Source organism: Pseudoalteromonas sp. APC 3250 (genome assembly GCF_030407915.1).
GTDB lineage: Bacteria > Pseudomonadota > Gammaproteobacteria > Enterobacterales > Alteromonadaceae > Pseudoalteromonas > Pseudoalteromonas tetraodonis.
In genome coordinates, this window is sequence record NZ_JASDCM010000009.1 from 21263 (window position 1) to 43367 (window position 22105).

Here is a 22105-nt window from a genome sequence, read left to right on the forward strand (position 1 = left end):
CTTTATGACCATACTAAGACAGCACTCATTGAACAGTTGTACCATTAATGCTGTATTTTCACACAATTAATGAACTTAATTGTGTTTAACATATCACATACATTGATGAAAAATTGTAAAGTGATATAATTCCGTTTTGAATTAGTCTGATTATTTTAAGTATCTTTAGGTGGTTGATGGATGTATCAATTATTAAAGGGAAATGGCTTCGACTTTATAATTCAAATTATACATCCAACGTTAAGTATCAATTAAGCCGCGGTTTTTAATAATACGTCAAAGTAGGTTTGGGCGCGCAGCTGTTTTTATCTAATTTGTTTTTACTTGTTAACATTTAGATATAATCCTATAATTCTAGTAGTCGGTTTTGATGATCACACCGATTTTAAAATAAAACACACTCCAAAAAGGTTAATTAAAAATGCAAACGCCAGTCATTCTGATCGTAGAGGATGAAGACGTAACTAGACTAAACCTCGTTAGTTTATTTGAAGCCGAAGGTTACAAAGTTATTGAAGCCATTGATGGCGATGATATGCATGATAAGCTTACAAATAACGATGACGTCAATCTTGTAGTTATGGACATCAACCTGCCAGGTAAAAACGGGCTTATTTTAGCTCGCGAATTACGCCAAAAACGCAAAGTTGGTCTTATTTTCTTAACAGGCCGTGACAACGATGTAGACCGTATTTTAGGTCTTGAAATTGGTGCTGATGACTATATTACTAAGCCTTTCAACCCGCGTGAATTAACTATTCGTGCTCGTAACTTAATTACGCGTACTGCATTAGGTGGTGAAGAGTCTGCTATTGAAACAAATGGCGTGATCACCTTTAACGGTTGGGAACTTGACGAAAACAGTCGTTGCCTTACTTCTCCAAACGGAGACGCGAAACGTCTACCTAAAGGCGAATACAGAGCACTGCGTTTAATGCTTGACTCTCCGGGTCGTATATTTAGCCGTGAGCAACTAATTAAACACATGACTGGCCGAGAGCTCCGCGCTAACGACCGTACGGTTGACGTAACAATTCGTCGTATCCGCAAACACTTTGAAAGCGACAACTCAACATCTGAGTTAATCAGCACCATCCATGGTGAAGGTTACCGTTTCATTGGTAAAATCGACAGCTAATTAGTTATTACTCTAATTGCTGTAAAAATAAATGAAGGGCCTGTTGTCCTTCATTTATTTTATCTGTTAACTCCTCAAGCCACACAGCTAACACTTCATCACTTTGCTCCAGCGCCCCATGCTCCATTTGCTTTGCATGCAACTGAACATCATTAAGACCCACCGAACCAGCGGCACCTTTTAATTTGTGCGCAACCGATTTGTACTCTTCTCTATCAGCAGCGTTTAACGAAGCTAATAGCTCTTGTTGGTACTGCGGATTTAGCTTTGCGAACAACTGGCTACTGCGTTTAAATACTTCAACGCCCATCGAATTTACAAAGTCTTCAATGGTTTCAATATCCAACAAGTCAGTATTAATTTGATTTAATAACGCTTGATTGACCACTCGTTGAGGAGCCTCGGTTTGCGCTTGCTTAATGCCAAAGAGTTCAGCGAGCATATTATCTAACTTGCTTGTGTTTATTGGTTTAGCTAGTGCGCCTTGAATAGATATACCCTCAAGCTCTTCTTCAGCACTGCGTACATTGGCCGTTAATGCCACTATTGGTAGCTGATCAAAATGACTTTGAGCACGAATTTGTCTTGCCACTTCGTCACCATTAATATCAGGCAACTGCATATCAAGTAATACTAAATCTAAGTCATCTTCAGTTTCGACAAACGATAAAGCATCTTCACCCGTTTCAGCCCACAGCACTTCGTGTCCACGTTGCTCTAGTAGGTTAGTGGCAATTTCAGCATTAAGTGGCACATCCTCCACTAATAAAATATATAAGCTACGGCCAACATAACTATGTTCGGTAGGAGCACTACATAAATTCAGCGGAATTTGTACCGTAAAGCAACTGCCCTCTCCTGGGGTACTATTAACCGTTATTGTGCCTTTCATTGCGCTTACTAACGCTTTGGTGACAGCTAAGCCAATACCTGAACCTATGGCATTGGTGCCTTTAAGATCTGGCGCTTTATAGTACATGTCAAAAATGCGTGTTAGTTGCTCTTGTGGAATACCTTCACCGGTATCGAGTATTTTAATAATAAGCCAAGGGCCATCTTCACGGTTTTCTCTGGCACAATCTAAGATTACGCTCCCTTGTTGAGTAAACTTAACGGCGTTATTAATTAAGTTCCACACCACTTGGCGTAAACGAGTCGGGTCAAGCAAAGCATATATGTCAAGCATGCCAGAACGCTTCACTTCAAACGAAAGCTCTTTTTGCTCAGCAATAAGGCCTGCAAAGTTAACTACATCGTTGATAAAGTCCGAAACATTAATTTCGTTGGCGGCAATATCTAACTGCTCACGGTCAATTTTATCTAAATCTATAATATCGTTAAATATGTTACCTAGCGTTTCGGCGCTTGAAAACACGGTATTACACCAACTGCGTTGCTGTTTGTTTAATTCGGTATCCAGTAGCATGCGCGTTAAGCCCACAATACCATTAAGCGGTGTGCGTAACTCATGGCTTAATGTGGCAATAAATTTCCCTTTATCTTTGTAAGCTGTTTCCAGTGCCTGCGCAGCTTCTTTACGACTGGTAATATCACGGCCAAAGGCTAGTAGACCAATGTAATCGCCCTGCTCATTTATAAAGGGGAGTTTTCTGAGTTCAAACCACCTAATTTCACCGTTTACTGAGTACTCCACATCTATAGTTAAACCTTGGTGAGTGCGCTCAACTTGCTCATCGGTTCTGAGTACTTCTGATAAAAAGTGGCTTGGGAATATTTCTTCTGCGGCTTTACCAATAAGTTCACCACTGGTTTTGCCCATTACCTCTTCAAACATTTTATTACAACCGGCAAATACCCCGTTGTTATCGCGGTAATAAAATAAATCCGGCGAGGAGTCTACTATTGAGCGCAGTAACATGCCTTGCTGTGCGAGTTCTTGTTGTGTTTTTTTACGCTCTGCAATTTCACGCCTAAGCTCTTCTATTGCTCGGTGTTTGGCATGAAAAGCCATTTTACGTTCGTCAATTTCAATATTTAAGCGGTTAATATTGTCTTTGAGGGTTTGATTTAAAAGCTTCTCTTGTTTTGTGGCACTATCTAAATAAGCATAAGAGGCATCAAGTTGCCGAATAGAGTTTAATAATATGCTGATAACTAAAGGAGAAACAACCGAGGTAAAAAATACCACGGCGAGTATATCAACCAAGTTTACTTCGCCTATGGCAACGTAATAAAACATACTTGATAAAACCAGCGATATTGTCAGTAATAATGCATAGCAAATAGCTGCAGTTTTAAACTCACCAAAACGAGTTATTGAACTGGAAAGAACTCGAACCCACGGGTTCAAAGAAGAATCAGTCATATATCAGTTTTTCTCTTAGCTAAATGCTTAGGGTCTGTTGACCTTTCAAGGTTAAAGGCTAATTTTAGCATTTTCTATCAGCTATTTTCATGTTGTGCGACAAAAACAATAAAATTTCATGTTTGGTGTTATTTGCTGCATTTCAGCAAATCTTTATTTAGTGTAAAATGCGGCGTTTTAAATATTGCAAATAACGAGTAACGTATCATGCAAAAAACTATGCCAGATATTGCTAACACGGCTGCCGCATTACAAACAGGTAAATTAGACTGGGTAGGTATGGGCGATATAGAGCTGCCTTTTATTTTTGAATCTCTTGATTTAGCTCCAGTTACCGTTAATGCAAAAGCACGCGCCTTTGTTAATTTACACAAAGAAGATGCTAAAGGCATTCATATGTCGCGACTATTTTTAGCGTTGGATCACCTCTCAACTGAGCAACAGGTCAATCCACAAACCTTAGCACAAGCCTTAGATACCTTTATCACCAGTCATGAAGGCTTAAGTGATAAAGCACACATTGAATTTAAATTTGAATTGCCGCTACGCCGTAAGTCATTACTTAGTGGTAAAGCAGGTTGGAAAAGCTATCCCATTGTACTTACCAGCACTATAAATCAAGGCGTTATTAGTTTTGAGCTCAGCGTTGATGTGACTTATTCATCAACTTGCCCCTGCTCTGCAGCACTGGCTCGCCAATTAATTCAAAACGCATTCAGCGAAAAGTTTTCTCAAGAAACACTCACTCAATCAGAAGTTTTAGAGTGGCTTGGAACAACTCAAGGCATTGTAGCAACCCCGCATTCACAGCGTTCAATTGCTAATGTTAAAGTTAAATTAGCAAATAACATTAAACAGTTTGATGTGGTTAACTTAATAAACTTACTAGAAGATGAGCTAAAAACACCAGTACAAGCTGCGGTAAAACGTGAAGACGAACAAGAGTTTGCTCGCTTAAACGGTCAAAATTTAATGTTTTGTGAAGACGCAGCACGAAAAATTAAAACGACGTTAGAGTCAAAAGAGTTTAGCGATTACTTCCTGCAAATTAACCATTATGAGTCTTTACATGCTCATGATGCAGTTGCGATTGCCGTAAAAGGTATTGAAGGCGGCTATAAAGCATAATAGTGCTCATCCCCATTCGTTAATAAAACAACCATAACAACTATTTGGGCACATAAATTGCTTTAGAAAAGCAGTGTCAATTTGTTGTTATGGAGTTACCGTATGGAATTCGCTTTATTATTAATATTAGTGCTAGTTATTGGGGCATCTGTCGTTGCGTCAAAATTTAATGATGACGGCGGAAACCCTTATCCTTTTACTCGTAAGCAAAGTGTATTTACCCAAGTAGAAGGGGCGTTTCTGAATTTATTAGAGCGCGCTGTTGGCGATCAATATAAAATTGTTAGTCGCGTTAAACTAATCGATGTGATTGACTGTAAACAAGGCCTGTCTGTTAAATCTAAACGTGCGGCAATGGCTAAAGCAAAAAATAAGCAGCTCGACTTTGTTTTAGTAGATAAAGAAAAAATGACCATAGTGGCTGCGGTTGACTTAGTTAATAACGCCAATAAAGATGGCCACAAAGCACAGCGCGACTGGTTTGTTAATGGCGCATTGGAAGCCGCAGGTATTCCACATATTCGTATGAAAGTGAAGGCAGGCTACCGCCCAAGCGAAGTACGCGATGCAATTATGTTTAAATTAGGTAAGCCAGCGGCATCTAAACCATCACGACCTACGCGTGCTAGAGTTCATAAACCTGCGGTATTGTCTCCTTCTCAAGCAAAGGCACAATCAACAGCCCTTGCTGAAATATAATCAATAAGTTTATAAAGTGCGGGCTTTTTAAGCTCGCATTTTTGTTTGTTTTACCCCACGTTATTTTTTGCAGTATAATCACCGTATTCAAACTCAGGAATTTAACACTATGAATGTTGGTATTATTGGCGCAATGGAGCCAGAAGTTAAAATTTTGCGCGAGGCGATGCAAAATCCACAAGTTTTAACCAAGGCTGGTTTTACTTTTTACACAGGCGAGCTTGCAGGCAATACCGTCACTTTAGTGCAATCAGGTATAGGTAAAGTCGCTTCGACAATCGCAACCACATTACTTATCGATAACTTCAATCCAGATTGTGTTATTAACACTGGCTCTGCCGGTGGATTCGACCCATCACTAAACGTTGGCGATGTAGTAATTTCATCTGAAGTACGTCATCACGATGTTGATGTAACAGCGTTTGGTTACGAAATTGGCCAAGTACCACAAATGCCAGCAGGTTTTACTGCTCACCCTAAACTTGTAGAAGCAGCCGAGCAAACAATTGCACAAATTAGTGAAGTAAAAACCCTTGTTGGTTTAATTTGCACTGGCGACTCGTTTATGTGCGACCCTGTTCGTATTGAAAAAGCACGCAGTGACTTCCCTACAATGCTAGCAGTAGAGATGGAAGGTGCATCAATTGCGCAAACGTGTTTTGCACTTAATACACCATTTGTTGTTATTCGCTCAATGTCTGATATTGCAGGCAAAGAGTCGCCGCAATCATTTGAAGAATACTTAGAAACAGCCTCTATAAATTCATCAAAAATGGTCGTAGCTTTACTTGAGAAATTAACGGCGGTTACGCTGTAAATGCTCAATAATATTGTTCAAAATCATTTGGACTTTATTGTATTTATTTGTGCGCTCCTTGCTGAGCGCTTTTTACCTTTAGTAAGTTGGTATCACCCTAACCACATACTCTCTGCTATTTTTAGCGCTATAAGCCAGCGTATTTATAAAAAAACAGACACCAAGCAATATCATTATTTAGCAGCCTCAATGGCAAGTACGCTTATACTTAGTACTGTGCTTATTATTGTAGTTTTACTGCTTCAGCTTGCCTTTTACCCCGAGCTGTTATCAGGTCTTATTTTATATTTATGCCTAGAAAACAGTAGCCTGAATAAAAAAGCGATACGCATAGCTAGGCTAGTCAAAAAAAATCAAAAATCGACAGCACGCGAATTATTAAAGCCACTAGTAGCCCGTGAAGTTAATGCACTTTCAAGCCCCGGGATCATTAAAGCCATTATGGAAAGTGTCATACTTAGAACGGCGCGTCATTACTTTGTGGTAATTTTCATATTTTTAGTATTGGGCCCCGTCGCCGCTCTCGCCTATCGTTTAATCACTTTAATTCAACAGGCGTGGCGAAGTGATATAGCCCCAAACAGCTCTTTTTTGATGCCGCTTAAACTGGTTCTTTTTATTGTTGAGTACATTCCCATACGTTTACTCGCGCTGACAATTGCCTCACTAAAGGCCAGTAAAAAAAGCATGCATTATATTAAGCATTATGGCCGACACTTCTATCAAACCAATACAGGCTGGTTACTTAGTGTGTGCTCTGCATCTTTGGGGGTACAACTTGGTGGGCCTGCTATTTATAATACACAGCGTTTTAATAAAATGCGTGTCGGTGTAGAGCGTCTTCCCAACGCCGATGACATACCACAACTACTCAATACACTTAACCAAACTCGCTTTTTTTGGCTTCTGATTATTATTAGCGTTGAAATTATTAAGGCTGTTCTCGTTTTTAAGTTCGCATAAAAAAACCAGCCGTAGCTGGTTTTTATAATGTCCGCAGTTTTAAGCTACGGTGATATTTGCAAATTTGCGTTTACCTACTTGGTAAATAGCCGTTGTGCCTTTTACAATTTCCAATTTGGTATCTGTAATTTTGTCTTCGCCGTTTAGCTTTACAGCACCTTGTTTGATCATCCTCATGGCTTCTGAGGTACTCGCCACTAAGCCCGCTTCTTTAAGTAAGTTAGCGATTAAAATTGACTCTTCATCAATATTAACTGTCAGCTCAGGGATTTCATCTGGCAAGGCTTTTTTCTGAAAACGCTGGATGAAGTCATCATGAGCAGCTTGCGCATCAGCTTCACTGTGAAAACGCGCAATTAGCTCTTTAGCTAATTCAATTTTAATATCGCGCGGGTTAGTACCCTGCTCTACACGCTGTTTTTGCGCTGCAATTTGCTCGATAGAAAGGCTACTTAACAAATCGTAGTAACGCCACATAAGTACGTCACTAATTGACATGATTTTACCGAACATATCTGAAGGCGTATCAGTAATACCAATATAATTACCGAGTGACTTCGACATTTTCTGAACGCCGTCAGTTCCCTCAAGTAAAGGCATCATTAATACTGTTTGTGGTTTTTGACCTTCATCTTTTTGCAGCTCACGACCCATTAATAGGTTAAAACGCTGATCGGTGCCGCCTAGCTCAACATCTGACTCTAATGCGACTGAATCCCAGCCTTGCACCAGTGGATACAAAAACTCATGAATCGCAATCGATTGACCGCCAGCATAGCGCTTTTTAAAATCATCACGCTCAAGCATACGCGCCACAGTTTGACGCGCGGCTAATTTTATCATCCCCGCAGCGCCTAATTTCTCCATCCATGTAGAGTTAAAAGCGACGGTTGTTTTAGCCGGGTCTAAAATTTTGAACACCTGCTCTTTATAGGTTTCGGCGTTGGCAAGCACGTCATCACGTGTAAGTGGTTTACGGGTCACATTTTTGCCCGTTGGATCGCCAATCATACCGGTAAAATCACCAATTAAAAAAATAACCTCATGACCTAAATCTTGAAAGGTTTTCATTTTATTAATGAGTACAGTGTGACCTAGGTGTAAATCTGGAGCCGTAGGATCAAAACCAGCTTTAATTTTTAGCTTTTTCCCCGACTTTAATTTTTCAACCAACTCATCTTCAATTAATATCTCTTCTGCACCGCGTTTTATCTCTGCTAGAGCGGTTTGTAAATCCACTGTGTGTTACTCCAAAAAATTCTGACAACGAAGGGGGTGTAATATGCTCACGGTTTATTGCTAGCGCGTTATCACAAAGCAAATAAAACTATTTAGCTAACATAACAAATTTCCACCTAATTAGAACAACTTTTTTAACTAATCGCAGCACCAACTAAAATGCAGGGTGTACGTTCTAAAAGGGGATATAAACGAGCGATTAATAATACGCCAAAAGTGTTTATCACAAACTAAAAACAGTTTACAAATTAATCACTTCTCGTAATTAAACCGTTTTATAAGCTAATTTAACATTATGATGAAAAAGCAAAGTATCCAAGAATATAAAATAGTGTAACAGTTCAACTTTAAACACAAACAGCCTGAATACCCTATGATTTTAGCCTAATTTAACTCGAGTTTAAATCTACAAAATACTAGTATTCACAGATTATTCGTTATATCCTGCAATATAACCTATTTATTATCTTGACAGCAGAAAAAGGCACGTTATGGTTCACGTGGTTAACACGCTCCCCAAAAAACACAAAATGCTTATTCTAGGTTTGGTTTCTGCTATTGTTGCCTTAGCCTTTCTTCCTTCTGAAAAAGCCACTGCATCCAAAGACAATAGTGAAAACACACTAGAAATTGGTAAGCGCTATGAATTACAAATTAAAGTAGGTGAGAACGAAAAACTCACTGACCTTAATTCAGAGCAGGCAGCACAAAAACTTCCAGAATATGATTTTGTCGATCACCAAGTTAAAAATGGTGACAACTTAGCGATTATTTTTAAGCGTGCCGGTTTTTCTGCGCAAACGCTGCATAAACTTGTAAACACCAACGCTGAAACACGTAAGCTAACTAAAATTCACCCAGGTGAAACGTTAAGCTTTGCTACCGCCGAAGACGGTTCATTAGCTCAATTACGCTACGTTATTTCTAAAACGGATACGCTATTCGTCACACTTAATGACGAAGGCCAATACGACACCTCAATTGACAGCAAAGAAATAGAAACACTGAGCAAAACAGCCGGTGGGGAAATTTCAAGTAGCTTTTGGACCTCTGCAATTGCAGCAGGTTTAAGTGAACGCCAAATCATGAACTTTGCCGATATATTTGGTTGGGACGTCGATTTTGCTAACGACATTCGCAAGGGTGATGAATTTGGCTTAATTTATGAGTCTCATTTTGTTGACGGTGAGTTTATTGGCACCGGTAAAATTATTGCCGCTGAATTTATAAACCAAGGTGAGCGTTACACCGCTATTCGTCACACAGACGGTAACTTTTACACCCCTGAAGGCCGTAGTATGAAAAAAGCCTTTTTGCGTGCGCCTGTTAATTTCAAATATATTAGTTCAAGCTTTAACCCTCGCCGCCTACACCCTGTTACAGGACAAGTGAAAGCACATCGCGGCATTGATTACGCTGCACGCACAGGCACGCCAGTTGTATCATCGGGTAATGGTAAAGTAATTAAAGCAGGCTATAGCAAATATAATGGTAATTACGTATTTATTAGCCATGGTACTCAATATGTTACTAAGTACTTACACCTTAACAAGCGCTTAGTCAGAACAGGGCAAAAGGTAAAACAGGGAGAAAAAATAGGTACTGTTGGCTCAACTGGTCGTGTAACCGGTGCGCATTTACATTATGAGTTTTTGGTTAACGGCGTTCACCGTAACCCTAAAACCGTAAAACTACCTAAGTCTGAACCATTACCTCGTTCAGAGCTTGCTAAATTTAAGCCTATTGCTGATAACTTTATCGCGCAACTAGAGCGTAATCGTGAGCTACAACTAGCACTTAGATAACCACTTCACTGATTAAATAAAAAAGCCTTTGTTGGGGTTACCCGCAAAGGCTTTTTTGTGTGTGATATTTAAGTTTCAATCTTAATTTACAAGTACATAAATTAGCTGCACAACCAAAGATATCATGACTAATGGCCAAATATACTTGCTGTATTTGGTAGCACCCTCTAGCCCCATTTTACTTTGGTACTTTTCTAGCAAAGGAATAATGATCACCAAAGCAATCACTAAGCTAATTAAAATGACAAATATATTCATATCAACACCTTTGTATTATACCAATTCGTTTAAATAATATTGAAACGGGTATTAACTTACGGCAAAGCGCAGCCTTTCGCGCTAATATATAACTCATACCAATGCTCTCGACTTAAGTTAATATTAATTGCATCACTCGATGCCTTAATACGATCTACATTAGTTGTGCCTATAATTGGCTGAATCGATGCAGGATGGCGAAGTAGCCATGCCAATACAATAGCTTCTGCACTTGTGCCATATAAAACGGCAAGCTTACTAACTAAAATACTCGTGTTTACATCCGCTTGTGACGCTTTTGATAGGTCACCGCCTGAGTATAAACCTTGGCACAAACTGCCCCAACTCTGAATTTGAATGTCATGCTCACGACAATACTCAACACACCCTGGGGTAAAGTTAATATCTTTACCATCGGCATTACCTACATAAATGCCCTCATCAACCCACTGATGTTTTTGTAAACTGGCCTCTATTTGATTTGCCACAATTGGCATATCTAAAGCGCGCTGCAAAAACCTTATTTGATGTTGAGACATATTAGAAACTGCAAAATGACGCACTTTGCCACTTTCTTTTAAACAGCTAAATATTTGCGCAACTTCCTCCACCTCCATTAATGGATCGGGGCGATGCAACATAAGCACATCTAAGTAGTCGGTATTTAATCGTTTAAGTGAGCCCTCAACAGAACGCTCAATCCAATCAGCAGAAAAATCATAACGCTGCGGGTTTTTCTCATCAGCAAAGCGAATACCACACTTAGACTGAATATACATTTGTTCTCTGAGCTCAGGACGCTCAGCCAACGCTTTACCAAAAACGTGCTCAGCTTTGCCTAAGGTATAAATATCAGCGTGATCAAAAAAGTTAATCCCGCTTTCAAATGCTGCGTCTATGCATGAATGAGCTTGCTTTAAGTGCCCACTGTTGATGGCGTCTTTATTCCAAGCACCTCCTAAACCCATACAACCAAATACAAGCTTACTAACCTTGGGTAAATATTTTGCCAGCGGAGTGTGTAACATTTGACAGCCCTTTTAAAAAATGAAGAGTGATTACTTTAAACAAAAAACCCTATACAAGAAACCGCTTAATCTAAAACATTAAATTTTAGGCAAAAAAAAGCGCAGTAAACTGCGCTAATGGTTGGATTAAATATTACTAGCCAACAAGTGCTAATAAAATACCTGCAGCAACAGCACTTCCCAGTACGCCAGCTACATTAGGCCCCATGGCATGCATCAGTAAAAAGTTGTGCGGGTTATTTTCAAGACCGACTTTATTAACTACACGAGCCGCCATAGGAACAGCCGATACACCCGCTGCACCAATTAATGGATTAATTGGGGTTTTTGAAATTTTATTTAAGCCTTTTGCCATAAATACACCTGAGGCCGTACCAATAGCAAACGCCATTGCGCCCAGCACTAAAATACCAATGGTTTCCACTGTTAAGAACTGCTCGGCAGCAAGCTTAGAGCCTACCGCTAGTCCTAGAAATATGGTGGTTATATTAATAATTTCGTTTTGAGCACTGTTACTTAGCCTATCGACCACACCCGACTCACGCATTAAGTTACCTAAACAAAACATACCAACCAGTGGAATGGCGGCTGGTAAAAAGAGCGCAGTTAAAGTGAGTACCATCAGCGGAAAAATAATTTTTTCCTTTTTTGATACTTTACGCAGTTCTGGCATTTGAATTTTACGTTCTTCAGGCGTTGTAAACGCACGCATGATAGGCGGCTGAATAATAGGAACCAACGCCATGTACGAGTACGCAGCCACTGCTATAGCACCTAATAAATCAGGTGCCAGCTTTGACGCTAAAAAGATAGCGGTTGGCCCATCAGCGCCACCAATAATGGCAATTGCTGACGCATCTTGTAAACTAAACTCAAACCCTGGAATAAAGTTAAGTAAAATAGCCCCAAATAAGGTAGCAAAAATACCAAACTGCGCCGCAGCACCTAATAACAACATACGCGGATTTGCAATTAAGGCACTAAAGTCAGTGAGCGCGCCCACTCCCATAAATATTAATAACGGAAAAATTCCGGTATCAATACCTACATAGTAAACATAATAAAGTAAGCCACCAGGGTCAGATAAGCCCGCCACAGGAATATTAGTTAAAATAGCCCCAAAACCAATGGGCAGTAATAGTAGCGGCTCAAAGTTTTTAACTATAGCTAAAAATAATAACAAACAACCAACGGCAATCATGATCAGCCCAGGAAATGTAAAGTTAGCAATGCCTGTGGCATGCCAGAGGTTTAAAATACCATCCATCCTCTAATTACTCCTTAAGCTAATGCAATCATTGCATCGCCGGTTGACACTGAATCACCTTCAGAGACAAGCACGTCTGCAATTGTACCGGTATGCATGGCGCGTACTTCGGTTTCCATTTTCATGGCTTCCATAATAATCACCACATCACCTTCATTTACTACCTGACCTGGCTTTACTTTAATTTTAAAGATATTACCGGCAAGTGGCGCATTAAGAGTTTCACCTGAAGCAACTGATGCCGACTGTGGAATATGCTCAGAGTCTTTTAGCGTCACCTCTTTAAGCTCACCGCCTTGAGCAACCACGACATCGTATACTTTGCCATCTACTTTAACGCTGTATTGCTCAGCCTTAACGCCTTTATTGTTTGCCGCTGATTTTTCAGGTGCTTTATTGGAGCTATCATCAGCGCTAGGAACAGGTTCAAATGCGTCAGGGTTATTGCGGTTTTTAATAAACTTCAAACCAATTTGTGGGAATAAGGCATACGTGAGCACATCATCAATTTGCTCATCAGCAAGCGTTAAGCCTTGCTCTTGCGCAAGTTTACTTAATTCAGCCTCAAGCGTTTCAAGTTCAGGTTTGATCACATCTGCAGGGCGACAGGTAATTGCTTCGCTGCCATCAAGTACACGCTCTTGAAGCTCTTTATTCATTGGTGCAGGTGTTGAACCATACTCACCTTTTAATACGCCAGCAGTTTCTTTGGTAATGGTTTTATAACGCTCACCAGTGAGTACATTTAATACCGCTTGAGTACCAACAATTTGTGAGGTAGGTGTAACGAGTGGAATAAAGCCTAAATCTTCACGTACTCGTGGAATTTCAAGTAATACTTCGTTTAGTTTATCAGCAGCGCCTTGCTCTTTAAGCTGATTTTCCATGTTAGTTAACATACCACCTGGCACTTGGGCTAATAAAATTCGGCCATCAACACCTTTTAAACTGCCTTCAAACGCAGCGTACTTTTTACGTACGTCTCTAAAGTAAGCTGCAATTTCTTCAAGGTGGTTTAAATCAAGCCCAGTATCACGCTCAGTACCTTCCACGATTGCAGCAATTGTTTCAGTTGCTGAATGACCATAAGTCATACTCATAGACGATACAGCCGTATCGAGCATATCAATACCGGCATCAATCGCTTTTTGATACGTTGCGGTACTTAAACCCGTTGTTGCATGACATTGCATGGCAATAGGAATTGAAACCGTTTCTTTTAAGCCTTTAATCAGTTTTTCTGCATCGTAAGGCTTAAGCAATCCCGCCATATCTTTAATACAAATTGAATGGCAACCTAATTCTTCAAGCTGCTTAGCAAGTGTTAGCCACATATCCAATGTGTGTACTGGGCTTACCGTGTAAGAAATCGTACCTTGGGCATGCGCACCTACTTTAACCGCCGCTTTTATGGCAGTTTCTAAGTTACGTACATCATTCATGGCATCAAAAATACGAAATACGTCTACGCCATTTTTGTGTGCGCGCTCAACAAACTTTTCAACAACGTCATCAGCATAATGGCGATACCCCAATAAGTTTTGACCGCGAAGTAACATTTGCTGGGGTGTATTTGGCATCGCCTTTTTAAGCGCACGAATACGTTCCCAAGGATCTTCGCCTAAATAACGAATACATGAGTCAAAGGTAGCCCCACCCCAAGACTCTATAGACCAATAACCTGCGTCATCAATTTTTTTTGCAATAGGTAACATGTCGTCTAATCGCATGCGGGTAGCTAAAAGCGACTGATGTGCGTCTCGAAGTACGAGCTCTGTTATTTTTAATTTAGCCATTGGTATGCTCCTCTAATTATTATTTGTTTTGTACTGAGCAATGGCAGCACTAATTGCAGCGATGTGCTCATTTGGCACACCTTGAGATTTAAAAGATGGTGTTCTCTGTGATACTTCAAGTTCTGGCTGAGAAAATTTGCTAGCCAGCTTAGACATAACTGTCACTGCACCAATCAATAAAGAAAGAAATACAAACACCCCCACCATACCGGTTAGCATTAAATTGCCTGCAGTTGTGAGCAAAGCCCCTATATCCATAATTCTCCCCTGTTCAAAACTGAATACATAAAAAGTCAGTTTATTTAAATAAATATTCACCAATAGTAACAAAAACTATTCTTTTGTCTACACATTGTAAATTGGTAAAACCAATTAATCTAAAAGTAACATATCACCAATAAGGTTAACACCACCTAAAATAGCTTATTTAACCTATATATATAGATGGTAAAAATGTTCGTTATAAACAAAGAATATATAAAAACCCTAATATTCTGTAAAAACACATAAAAATATACCTAATGAGCTAATCCACTAAAAACTGCCAAAGCAAATGTTAATTGGTCTTACCAAAATAACGACTGTAAAAACTATTTATTATCTCATCAGACACCACTGTGAATAAGTTACAGATAAAACCGTAAAAATTACCAACCTAATATAAAACCAAACTGAAAAAGATAAGTTAAACCGTTGATTTAAAACAAAATAAAATACTGGCATATTACTCGCTTATATAAAAACAACACTTTAACACTTAGATAAATCAAGGAGATGACAATGTTACGCTGGACAATTACATTTTTGGTGATCGCACTAATCGCAGCCGTTTTAGGATTTGGTGGTATTGCAGGAGCCGCAGCAGGAATTGCTAAGATCATATTTTTTATCTTTTTAGTTTTACTGGTTATTTCACTTGTCTCTGGCGCTTTACGTGGTAAAAGCCCCAGGTAGATAAGAAACAACGAACTTTTTTAAATTTATATACAAGGAATTACATTATGAAATCATCAACACTTAAAGCAGCAGCTATTGGCCTATTCGCAAGTGCATTTATTATGGGTTGTGAAGACAATCATGCAGAAGAAGCCGGTGAACGCATCGACGAAGCCGTGACAGATGTTCAAAATAAAGTAGAAGATGCCTGTGAAGAAGTAAAAGAAGGTGTCAACGCTGAAGAAACAAATTGCTAATTCAGCCCCTTTTTAAAGAGCGACCATTTGGTCGCTTTTTTTGTGTTTAATACTAGTCGCCAAGTTGCTACCCATTAATTATAAACTCTGAACTATTAATTCTTTTTAAGCTGCGCATTTACCACATAGCTTGCTAAAATGATAAAAAATAGCTTTTAAGTATAGATGCATGGTATTTACGACAACCTATAAACTCGATAAACCTTACTTTTATGAATGCTTCGACCAATCGCTGCCTTATAGTAAACGCGCGCAACCTAAATATTTTTTATTAGCACTGCTTGTTGTATTGGGATTATTTGGTATTTATGGTTTAGGAGATCATTACCTAGGTACATTTTTGCTGATGCTAGCCCTACTCGAATGCATCGCCTTTTACTATCGCCGCCCATGGTGGGTTACCAGGCAAATGCTAAGCAGAGCGTCTGGTTCTGAAGTCACTCTCACCTTCGACGAAGACGGAATAAAATCAACCAATCATTACAAAAATTACCAGTTAGCTTGGCACGACATTAACGAAATTATTACTACAGATTGTGGACTATTGTTAAAAAGTAAAAGCGGTATGCAATACATTTCTAAGGCAATACTCGACGAAGAAACGATTGATTTTATAAACAAAAAAGCCACTCAATGAGTGGCTTTTACAAATGTCATAGTTATATTAACTAGCACATTTTATACTATGTTGATTAAGCATTGCCCGGATTAGGGTTAGACTTTTCAGCTTGTATGCGCATGTAAATTTCTTCACGATGAACTGATACGTCTTTAGGTGCGTTAACACCGATACGAACTTGATTTCCTTTAACACCTAGAACAGTAACGGTTACTTCGTCACCAATCATAAGGGTCTCGCCTACTCTACGAGTTAGTATTAGCATTCTCTTGCTCCCATGTTCCAATAAAATTATAAGATTCCGCACAAACATTTTAATTAAAATTAGACTAAAAAGTAAGTAAAAACTCTCAATCTATTCATTTTCTGTTAAAAATGTCTTATGTAATGCACGAACAGCCAGCTCTAGGTATTTTTCATCTATTAAAACTGAAATTTTGATCTCTGAGGTGGCAACAAACATCACATCAATGTTTTCTTGTGCTAGCGAATCAAAAAATAAACTCGCTACCCCGGAATGAGATTTCATCCCCATACCCACCGCTGACACTTTCGCCACATTGGTCAATCCGTCAATTGCATGTGCGTCAAATTGCTGTTGCTCAGCCGTTAACAAATCAAGTGCGTTTAAGTAATCATTTAAATGCACAGTAAAAGCATAGTCGACTTTTTCAACTTTATGATTAATTTGATTAATCATATCTATTTCGATGCCATTATCAGCAAAAAGTTTCAAAACTTTTGCAAGATGTTTGGTGCCTTGCGGCATTCCATGCACCTTAATTAAGCACTCATCTCGATTAAATGCAATACCCGATACGACATTGCTTGTCACGTCGCTCTCCTCAAAACTAATTAACGTGCCTTCATCGGGTTTAAAGCTAGATAACACCCGCAGAGGAACATTGTGTTTACCAGCAGATTCTACAGAGCGAATATGTAATACTTTAGCGCCTAAACTTGCCAGCTCAAGCATTTCAGCAAAGGTAACATGACTTAAACGTCGTGCGTTAGGTTCCACACGCGGGTCTGTAGTATATACGCCATCAACATCGGTATAGATCTGACACTCATCGGCTTTTATTGCACCAGCAATTTCAACCGCTGAGGTATCGGTGCCACCACGGCCAAGCGTGGTCACGTTGCCCTCAATATCGCGCCCCTGAAAGCCGGCAATAATAGCAATACGGTTATGTTCAAGTTCATGTTTTAAACGCGTTGCCGCAACTTCTTCTACACGGGCTTTACCGAACATGTTATCGGTTAATATATTCACTTGATCGGCTAGTAAGCTTACCGCTGAATGGCCGCGTTTAATAATGGCTATCGCTAATAAAGCGATAGAGACTTGTTCACCGGTACTCAGTAATACATCGAGTTCACGACTACTCGGGCGAGAGTCGATTTGTTTGGCAAGATTAATTAAGCGATTGGTTTCTCCCGACATTGCCGAAAGCACCACCACCACTTGGTGGCCTTGTTGCTTGGTTTTAACAACAAGGTCGGCGACCGCTTCAATACGCTCTATTGAGCCTACCGAAGTGCCGCCAAATTTTTGAACTATAAGTGCCACTTAAGCTTAAGTACGCTCAGTTAACCAAGCTGTTACGCTATCAAGTGCTGCAGTTAAATTTTGTGGCTCAGAACCACCCGCTTGCGCCATATCTGGACGACCGCCGCCTTTACCACCGACTTGGCCTGCCATGTGATTAACTAACTCACCCGCTTTTACTTTGCCAGTTAAGTCTTTAGTTACACCCGCAATTAGGCTTACTTTGTCGCCGCTGGCAACACCTAAGGCAATAACACCTGAGCCAATTTTATTTTTAAGGTCATCAACCATACCGCGAAGCGCTTTTGATTCTGTGCCCTCAACGTTGGCCACTAACAATTTAACCCCGTTAATTTCAACCACTGAATCAAGTAACGATGCACCTGCCGCACTGGCTAGTTTATCGTTAAGCTGGGCAACTTGTTTTTCAAGCCCTTTCGACTTTTCAAGCAAGGCAGTTACTTTTTCAAGCACTGACGCATTGTCACCTTTTACAAGCGCTGCAACATCAGCTAATTGTTGCTCTTGCTCGCTTACAAAAGCAATTGCCTCTGCACCTGTTACCGCTTCAATTCGACGAACACCAGCAGCAATACCGCTTTCAGATACAATTTTGAATAAACCAATGTCACCCGCACGCTCTACGTGTGTACCACCACAAAGCTCGATTGAGTAATCACCAATAGTCACAACGCGTACTTCGTCATCGTACTTTTCGCCAAACAGTGCCATTGCACCTTTTGCTTTAGCATCATCAATTGCCATTAGCTCAGTGTTAAGAGCAAAGTTACGACGAATTTCGTCATTCACTACGCGCTCAATTTCGCGCAGTTCTTGTTTGGTCACCGCTTCAAAATGTGAGAAGTCAAAACGCAGACGATCTGGCTGCACAAGTGAGCCTTTTTGCGATACGTGCTCACCTAAAAGCTGACGCAGTGCTTCATGCAAAATATGCGTAGCGGTGTGATTTTTCTTAATGCTGTCACGGCGCGCATCGTCAATAGTTGCATCCACTTTATCGTTAACGCCAATACGCCCTTGAACTGTTCCATGGTGAGCAAAAGCATTACCCAGTTTAGTGGTATTAGTCACCACAAACTCACCGCCGGCTACTGTGATTGTTCCGCTATCACCAATTTGGCCGCCTGATTCAGCGTAAAACGGAGTACGGTCTAAAACAATAATACCTTGTTGACCATCTTCAAGTAATGATACAGCTTCGCCACCAGCAAAAATTTCTACCACTGTGCCACTGTAATGAGTGCTATCGTAGCCTTTAAAGTCAGTGTGCTTGTCTGATTTTAATTGGTCATTGTAATCAGCCCCAAACTTACCCGCTTGTTGCGCAGTTTTACGTTGTACTGCCATGCATGCTTCAAAACCTTGATGGTCAATCGTCATCTGGCGCTCACGCGCAACATCGGCTGTTAAATCAGCAGGGAAACCATAGGTATCGTAAAGCTTAAATACTAAGTCACCCGGGATCACATCCCCGGTTAAATCACTTAAGCTTTCTTCTAAAATAGCTAAACCACGCTCAAGCGTTTTACCAAACTGCTCTTCTTCAATACGTAGTACTTTTTCAATAATTTCTTGTTGCTTAGCAAGCTCTGGGTACGCTTGACCCATTTGCTCAATAAGTGCAGCAACCAATTTATAGAAAAACGCGCCTTTAGCACCTAACTTATTACCGTGACGTACTGCACGACGAATAATACGACGCAATACATAACCACGGCCTTCATTTGATGGCATAACCCCATCTGAAATTAAAAATGCACACGAACGAATATGATCGGCTACCACGCGAAGTGATTTATCATCCATATCTTGTGCATTGGTAACGCTTGCAGCGGCCGCAATTAAGCCTTGGAATAAGTCGATTTCGTAGTTTGAATGCACACCTTGTAAAATAGCTGAAATACGCTCAAGGCCCATACCTGTATCAACAGATTGCTTAGGAAGTGGCTCCATAGTCCCGTCGCTTTGACGGTTGTATTGCATAAATACTAAGTTCCAAATTTCAATGAAACGGTCACCATCTTCTTCAGGTGTGCCCGGAGGACCGCCCCAAATATGCTCGCCATGATCATAAAATATTTCAGAACATGGACCACAAGGACCCGTATCACCCATAGACCAAAAGTTATCGCTCGTTGCAATACGAATAATACGATCTTCAGGTAAGCCTATATCGTTAGCCCAGTAGCCAAAGGCTTCTTCGTCATCATGGTAAATGGTTACTAACAGCTTTTCTTTTGGTAGTTTTACAACCTCAGTTAAAAACTCCCACGCAAATTTAATTGCATCTTGCTTAAAGTAATCACCAAAGCTGAAATTACCTAGCATTTCAAAAAAGGTATGGTGACGTGCTGTGTAACCTACGTTTTCTAAATCGTTATGTTTACCACCAGCACGCACACAACGCTGCGAACTGGTTGCGCGTGTGTAAGGGCGGCTTTCAGCGCCTAAAAATACATCTTTAAATTGCACCATACCGGCATTATTAAATAACAACGTGGCATCGTTACCCGGTATAAGCGAACTAGAAGGAACAACTTGGTGTTGCTTGCTGGCAAAAAAGTCTAAAAACTGTTGCCTAATTTGTGCGGTAGTCATGTGCTGCATGTGAAAGTCTCACCTGTATTTACTGTGCTTGCATTGCAAAATTTATTTGATCATAGCTAAATCCTCGATACATTAAGTAGCGCACGCGCTTAGCTTTTTCTTTGTACTCGAGGTTTGCCGGTGTCGTTGAATATTTTTTGTTGTACGCTTCCTGCGCGAGCTCAAACCAATCTATTTCCAGCTCTTCAATCACTGTTTCAAGCAGTGCTCTATCAATCCCTTTGCTCATGGCCTCACTTTGAATTCGCTTTAAGCCATGGCATTTAAATATGTGCTTTCTTACAAACCCTTCACAGTAACGCTGCTCGTTAATAAAATTGTGCTTTTCGCACCAATCAAGCAGGTTTTCTATGAACTCGTCGGTTGCTTCTCTTTGCTGTAACTTTTGGGTTAACTCTCGGCGCGAATACTCTTGCCTTCCTAGTAACCAAAGCACATAGTTTTTTAACTTTTGTTTTAACGTATCATCCATTAAGCGTCAAAGCGCCCGCTTTGCTCGCTACTTAAAGGCTTAATGTTACTGTCATCACTTGGTGGCACAACGGGCATAAAAATAGCCTGATAAGAAACAAAGAAACTAATGTAGCAAATTGGCATTAAAATCAACAGCGGTAGTAGCGATAAGAACATCGACACCACAATTAATAATGCGCAAATAATACCATAAACACTCAGTGGTAAAATATTATAATAAAACACCATAAACGAACTTTTTAAGGCATTTAAAATACGTTGTTCTTTATTAAAGTAAACCAGCGGTACCGCATAGGCAAACGAAGTAAAGTATATCGACAGCGCAATTAAAAACAGTGCCACATTGGCAAACGAAATACTCTCAAGCATTTGGCTAATTGCTGTATTAGGATCTAAGTCAGGCTGCGTCATAACCGCCATCGCATCGGCAAATAAACCATTGGCGAGCAGCGCAATTAAAATACCGGCACCCATTTGATAAAGCGCTAAGCGGAATAAGCCTAACCGATTTCCTTTTGCTGAAAAGGGCTTCAAAATGTCGGCTAACATAATTTTTCCGCCTTGCTGCTTGGTAAGCACGGCTTGATAAAAACCAGCGGTTAAAAATGGTGTAGCCAATGCTGCGACTATTTGTAATAACGGCAAAAATAAAGACAACAAGCCAACAATGCCAATAAACAAGTGCATAAAGATAAAGGTTAATGGCTGAGTTTTAAAAATTAGCCAACCCGCTTTAAACCATTTTAATGCCGCATCCGCTTTAAAAATTCGTAATTGTGTAGACATACTTGCTCTTAATTAAAACAAAACACGCCGAGTATAACTCGGCGTTGGTTGGTATTACATAGGTGGCGGCGATAAATGCCGTTAATATTAGGGTCTGTTGCCCTTTACGGATTAAAATTTGTTCAAACTAGGGGCGATTTAATCGCGGCGCGAGGTTTGTAACCTAGTGGGCTAAGTCAAAACCGAGCAAAGCTTCCGCGTCCTGCTCACGCCCCTTACCTACATCCATGTAGGCAACAAAGAGTAAATCGCCCCTAGGCAGAACCCTTCGGGCAGCGCCTGTTTGGCATTGATGCTGCGTTATCGCCTATTTATGGGGAATAACCACACCACATAGGCTCTGCCTTGCCTAAATACCAAACAGACTGCTGCAAATTTAACCTTGAAAG

The 22105-nt window shown here is 40.2% G+C and carries 21 protein-coding genes; 9 read left to right on the forward strand and 12 right to left on the reverse strand.

The window, feature by feature from the left end; translation table 11 throughout:
• The first annotated feature begins 421 nt into the window (after positions 1–421).
• Complete coding sequence (gene arcA / locus QL986_RS10990; protein ID WP_008110444.1) at positions 422–1138, forward strand: two-component system response regulator ArcA; 717 nt, start codon at positions 422–424, stop codon at positions 1136–1138.
• A gap of 7 nt (positions 1139–1145) precedes the next feature.
• Here the strand turns inward: arcA and arcB are convergent, their stop codons facing one another.
• The gene (gene arcB / locus QL986_RS10995; protein WP_024601259.1) at positions 1146–3464 is read right to left on the reverse strand and encodes an aerobic respiration two-component sensor histidine kinase ArcB; all 2319 of its coding nucleotides are present in this window, start codon (positions 3462–3464) and stop codon (positions 1146–1148) included.
• A gap of 207 nt (positions 3465–3671) precedes the next feature.
• Here arcB and folE2 point away from each other — a divergent pair, with 207 nt between their 5' ends.
• The 4 genes from folE2 to QL986_RS11015 all read left to right on the forward strand — a co-directional run bounded on the left by folE2 (position 3672) and on the right by QL986_RS11015 (position 7071).
• Positions 3672–4592, forward strand: coding sequence for a GTP cyclohydrolase FolE2 (folE2, locus tag QL986_RS11000; protein ID WP_024601258.1), 921 nt, complete (start codon positions 3672–3674; stop codon positions 4590–4592).
• A gap of 102 nt (positions 4593–4694) precedes the next feature.
• Positions 4695–5291, forward strand: coding sequence for a DUF2726 domain-containing protein (locus tag QL986_RS11005; RefSeq protein WP_024601257.1), 597 nt, complete (start codon positions 4695–4697; stop codon positions 5289–5291).
• 109 nt (positions 5292–5400) lie between these two features.
• Positions 5401–6108 carry a 5'-methylthioadenosine/S-adenosylhomocysteine nucleosidase gene (gene mtnN / locus QL986_RS11010; protein WP_016900621.1) on the forward strand — a complete coding sequence of 236 codons (708 nt, stop codon included), beginning with the start codon at positions 5401–5403 and terminating at the stop codon, positions 6106–6108.
• The gene (locus QL986_RS11015; RefSeq protein ID WP_024601256.1) at positions 6109–7071 is read left to right on the forward strand and encodes a cobalamin biosynthesis protein; all 963 of its coding nucleotides are present in this window, start codon (positions 6109–6111) and stop codon (positions 7069–7071) included.
• 39 nt (positions 7072–7110) lie between these two features.
• Here the strand turns inward: QL986_RS11015 and tyrS are convergent, their stop codons facing one another.
• Positions 7111–8310 (reverse strand): tyrosine--tRNA ligase, encoded by a 1200-nt coding sequence (gene tyrS, locus QL986_RS11020; protein ID WP_013464134.1) that lies wholly within the window; start codon positions 8308–8310, stop codon positions 7111–7113.
• Positions 8311–8801: 491 nt separating this feature from the next.
• Here tyrS and QL986_RS11025 point away from each other — a divergent pair, with 491 nt between their 5' ends.
• Complete coding sequence (locus QL986_RS11025; RefSeq protein ID WP_013464133.1) at positions 8802–10115, forward strand: peptidoglycan DD-metalloendopeptidase family protein; 1314 nt, start codon at positions 8802–8804, stop codon at positions 10113–10115.
• Positions 10116–10196: 81 nt separating this feature from the next.
• Here the strand turns inward: QL986_RS11025 and QL986_RS11030 are convergent, their stop codons facing one another.
• The 5 genes from QL986_RS11030 to QL986_RS11050 form a co-directional block, all read right to left on the reverse strand.
• Entirely contained in the window at positions 10197–10373 is a 177-nt protein-coding gene (locus tag QL986_RS11030; protein ID WP_013464132.1) for a hypothetical protein, read from the reverse strand.
• A gap of 56 nt (positions 10374–10429) precedes the next feature.
• Positions 10430–11401: an aldo/keto reductase gene (locus QL986_RS11035; protein ID WP_016900618.1), complete on the reverse strand. Its 972-nt coding sequence runs from the start codon at positions 11399–11401 to the stop codon at positions 10430–10432.
• A gap of 136 nt (positions 11402–11537) precedes the next feature.
• The gene (locus QL986_RS11040) at positions 11538–12668 is read right to left on the reverse strand and encodes a sodium ion-translocating decarboxylase subunit beta (protein WP_013464130.1); all 1131 of its coding nucleotides are present in this window, start codon (positions 12666–12668) and stop codon (positions 11538–11540) included.
• A 14-nt stretch (positions 12669–12682) separates the two neighbouring features.
• Positions 12683–14464, reverse strand: coding sequence for a sodium-extruding oxaloacetate decarboxylase subunit alpha (oadA, locus tag QL986_RS11045; protein WP_016900617.1), 1782 nt, complete (start codon positions 14462–14464; stop codon positions 12683–12685).
• A 12-nt stretch (positions 14465–14476) separates the two neighbouring features.
• The gene (locus tag QL986_RS11050) at positions 14477–14722 is read right to left on the reverse strand and encodes an OadG family transporter subunit (protein WP_013464128.1); all 246 of its coding nucleotides are present in this window, start codon (positions 14720–14722) and stop codon (positions 14477–14479) included.
• A gap of 522 nt (positions 14723–15244) precedes the next feature.
• Here QL986_RS11050 and QL986_RS11055 point away from each other — a divergent pair.
• The 3 genes from QL986_RS11055 to QL986_RS11065 all read left to right on the forward strand — a co-directional run bounded on the left by QL986_RS11055 (position 15245) and on the right by QL986_RS11065 (position 16294).
• Positions 15245–15418 carry a DUF1328 family protein gene (locus QL986_RS11055; protein WP_002961939.1) on the forward strand — a complete coding sequence of 58 codons (174 nt, stop codon included), beginning with the start codon at positions 15245–15247 and terminating at the stop codon, positions 15416–15418.
• Positions 15419–15465: 47 nt separating this feature from the next.
• Positions 15466–15657, forward strand: coding sequence for a hypothetical protein (locus QL986_RS11060; protein ID WP_013464127.1), 192 nt, complete (start codon positions 15466–15468; stop codon positions 15655–15657).
• Between the two features lie 169 nt (positions 15658–15826).
• Positions 15827–16294 (forward strand): YcxB family protein, encoded by a 468-nt coding sequence (locus tag QL986_RS11065; RefSeq protein WP_008115132.1) that lies wholly within the window; start codon positions 15827–15829, stop codon positions 16292–16294.
• Positions 16295–16349: 55 nt separating this feature from the next.
• On the opposite strand, the gene csrA is transcribed toward QL986_RS11065, so the two are convergent.
• The 5 genes from csrA to QL986_RS11090 all read right to left on the reverse strand — a co-directional run bounded on the left by csrA (position 16350) and on the right by QL986_RS11090 (position 21716).
• On the reverse strand, positions 16350–16541 hold the full coding sequence (gene csrA / locus QL986_RS11070; protein ID WP_004587515.1) for a carbon storage regulator CsrA: 192 nt from the start codon (positions 16539–16541) through the stop codon (positions 16350–16352).
• 90 nt (positions 16542–16631) lie between these two features.
• Positions 16632–17849, reverse strand: a complete 1218-nt coding sequence (locus tag QL986_RS11075; protein ID WP_290191533.1) for an aspartate kinase — start codon at positions 17847–17849, stop codon at positions 16632–16634.
• A 6-nt stretch (positions 17850–17855) separates the two neighbouring features.
• Positions 17856–20456, reverse strand: coding sequence for an alanine--tRNA ligase (gene alaS / locus QL986_RS11080; RefSeq protein ID WP_024601254.1), 2601 nt, complete (start codon positions 20454–20456; stop codon positions 17856–17858).
• A gap of 19 nt (positions 20457–20475) precedes the next feature.
• Entirely contained in the window at positions 20476–20928 is a 453-nt protein-coding gene (locus QL986_RS11085) for a regulatory protein RecX (RefSeq protein WP_024601253.1), read from the reverse strand.
• On the reverse strand, positions 20928–21716 hold the full coding sequence (locus QL986_RS11090) for a BPSS1780 family membrane protein (protein WP_008465956.1): 789 nt from the start codon (positions 21714–21716) through the stop codon (positions 20928–20930). The genes QL986_RS11085 and QL986_RS11090 overlap by 1 nt, the downstream gene beginning before the upstream one ends.
• Positions 21717–22105 lie beyond the last annotated feature (389 nt).

Coding starts and splice junctions, on each gene's coding strand:
- arcA (WP_008110444.1), top strand. CDS start 422: ATGCAAACGCCAGTCATTCTGATCGTAGAGGATGAAGACGTAACTAGA.
- arcB (WP_024601259.1), bottom strand. CDS start 3,464: ATGACTGATTCTTCTTTGAACCCGTGGGTTCGAGTTCTTTCCAGTTCA.
- folE2 (WP_024601258.1), top strand. CDS start 3,672: ATGCAAAAAACTATGCCAGATATTGCTAACACGGCTGCCGCATTACAA.
- QL986_RS11005 (WP_024601257.1), top strand. CDS start 4,695: ATGGAATTCGCTTTATTATTAATATTAGTGCTAGTTATTGGGGCATCT.
- mtnN (WP_016900621.1), top strand. CDS start 5,401: ATGAATGTTGGTATTATTGGCGCAATGGAGCCAGAAGTTAAAATTTTG.
- QL986_RS11015 (WP_024601256.1), top strand. CDS start 6,109: ATGCTCAATAATATTGTTCAAAATCATTTGGACTTTATTGTATTTATT.
- QL986_RS11025 (WP_013464133.1), top strand. CDS start 8,802: ATGGTTCACGTGGTTAACACGCTCCCCAAAAAACACAAAATGCTTATT.
- QL986_RS11030 (WP_013464132.1), bottom strand. CDS start 10,373: ATGAATATATTTGTCATTTTAATTAGCTTAGTGATTGCTTTGGTGATC.
- QL986_RS11035 (WP_016900618.1), bottom strand. CDS start 11,401: ATGTTACACACTCCGCTGGCAAAATATTTACCCAAGGTTAGTAAGCTT.
- QL986_RS11040 (WP_013464130.1), bottom strand. CDS start 12,668: ATGGATGGTATTTTAAACCTCTGGCATGCCACAGGCATTGCTAACTTT.
- oadA (WP_016900617.1), bottom strand. CDS start 14,464: ATGGCTAAATTAAAAATAACAGAGCTCGTACTTCGAGACGCACATCAG.
- QL986_RS11050 (WP_013464128.1), bottom strand. CDS start 14,722: ATGGATATAGGGGCTTTGCTCACAACTGCAGGCAATTTAATGCTAACC.
- QL986_RS11055 (WP_002961939.1), top strand. CDS start 15,245: ATGTTACGCTGGACAATTACATTTTTGGTGATCGCACTAATCGCAGCC.
- QL986_RS11060 (WP_013464127.1), top strand. CDS start 15,466: ATGAAATCATCAACACTTAAAGCAGCAGCTATTGGCCTATTCGCAAGT.
- QL986_RS11065 (WP_008115132.1), top strand. CDS start 15,827: ATGGTATTTACGACAACCTATAAACTCGATAAACCTTACTTTTATGAA.
- csrA (WP_004587515.1), bottom strand. CDS start 16,541: ATGCTAATACTAACTCGTAGAGTAGGCGAGACCCTTATGATTGGTGAC.
- alaS (WP_024601254.1), bottom strand. CDS start 20,456: ATGCAGCACATGACTACCGCACAAATTAGGCAACAGTTTTTAGACTTT.
- QL986_RS11085 (WP_024601253.1), bottom strand. CDS start 20,928: ATGGATGATACGTTAAAACAAAAGTTAAAAAACTATGTGCTTTGGTTA.
- QL986_RS11090 (WP_008465956.1), bottom strand. CDS start 21,716: ATGTCTACACAATTACGAATTTTTAAAGCGGATGCGGCATTAAAATGG.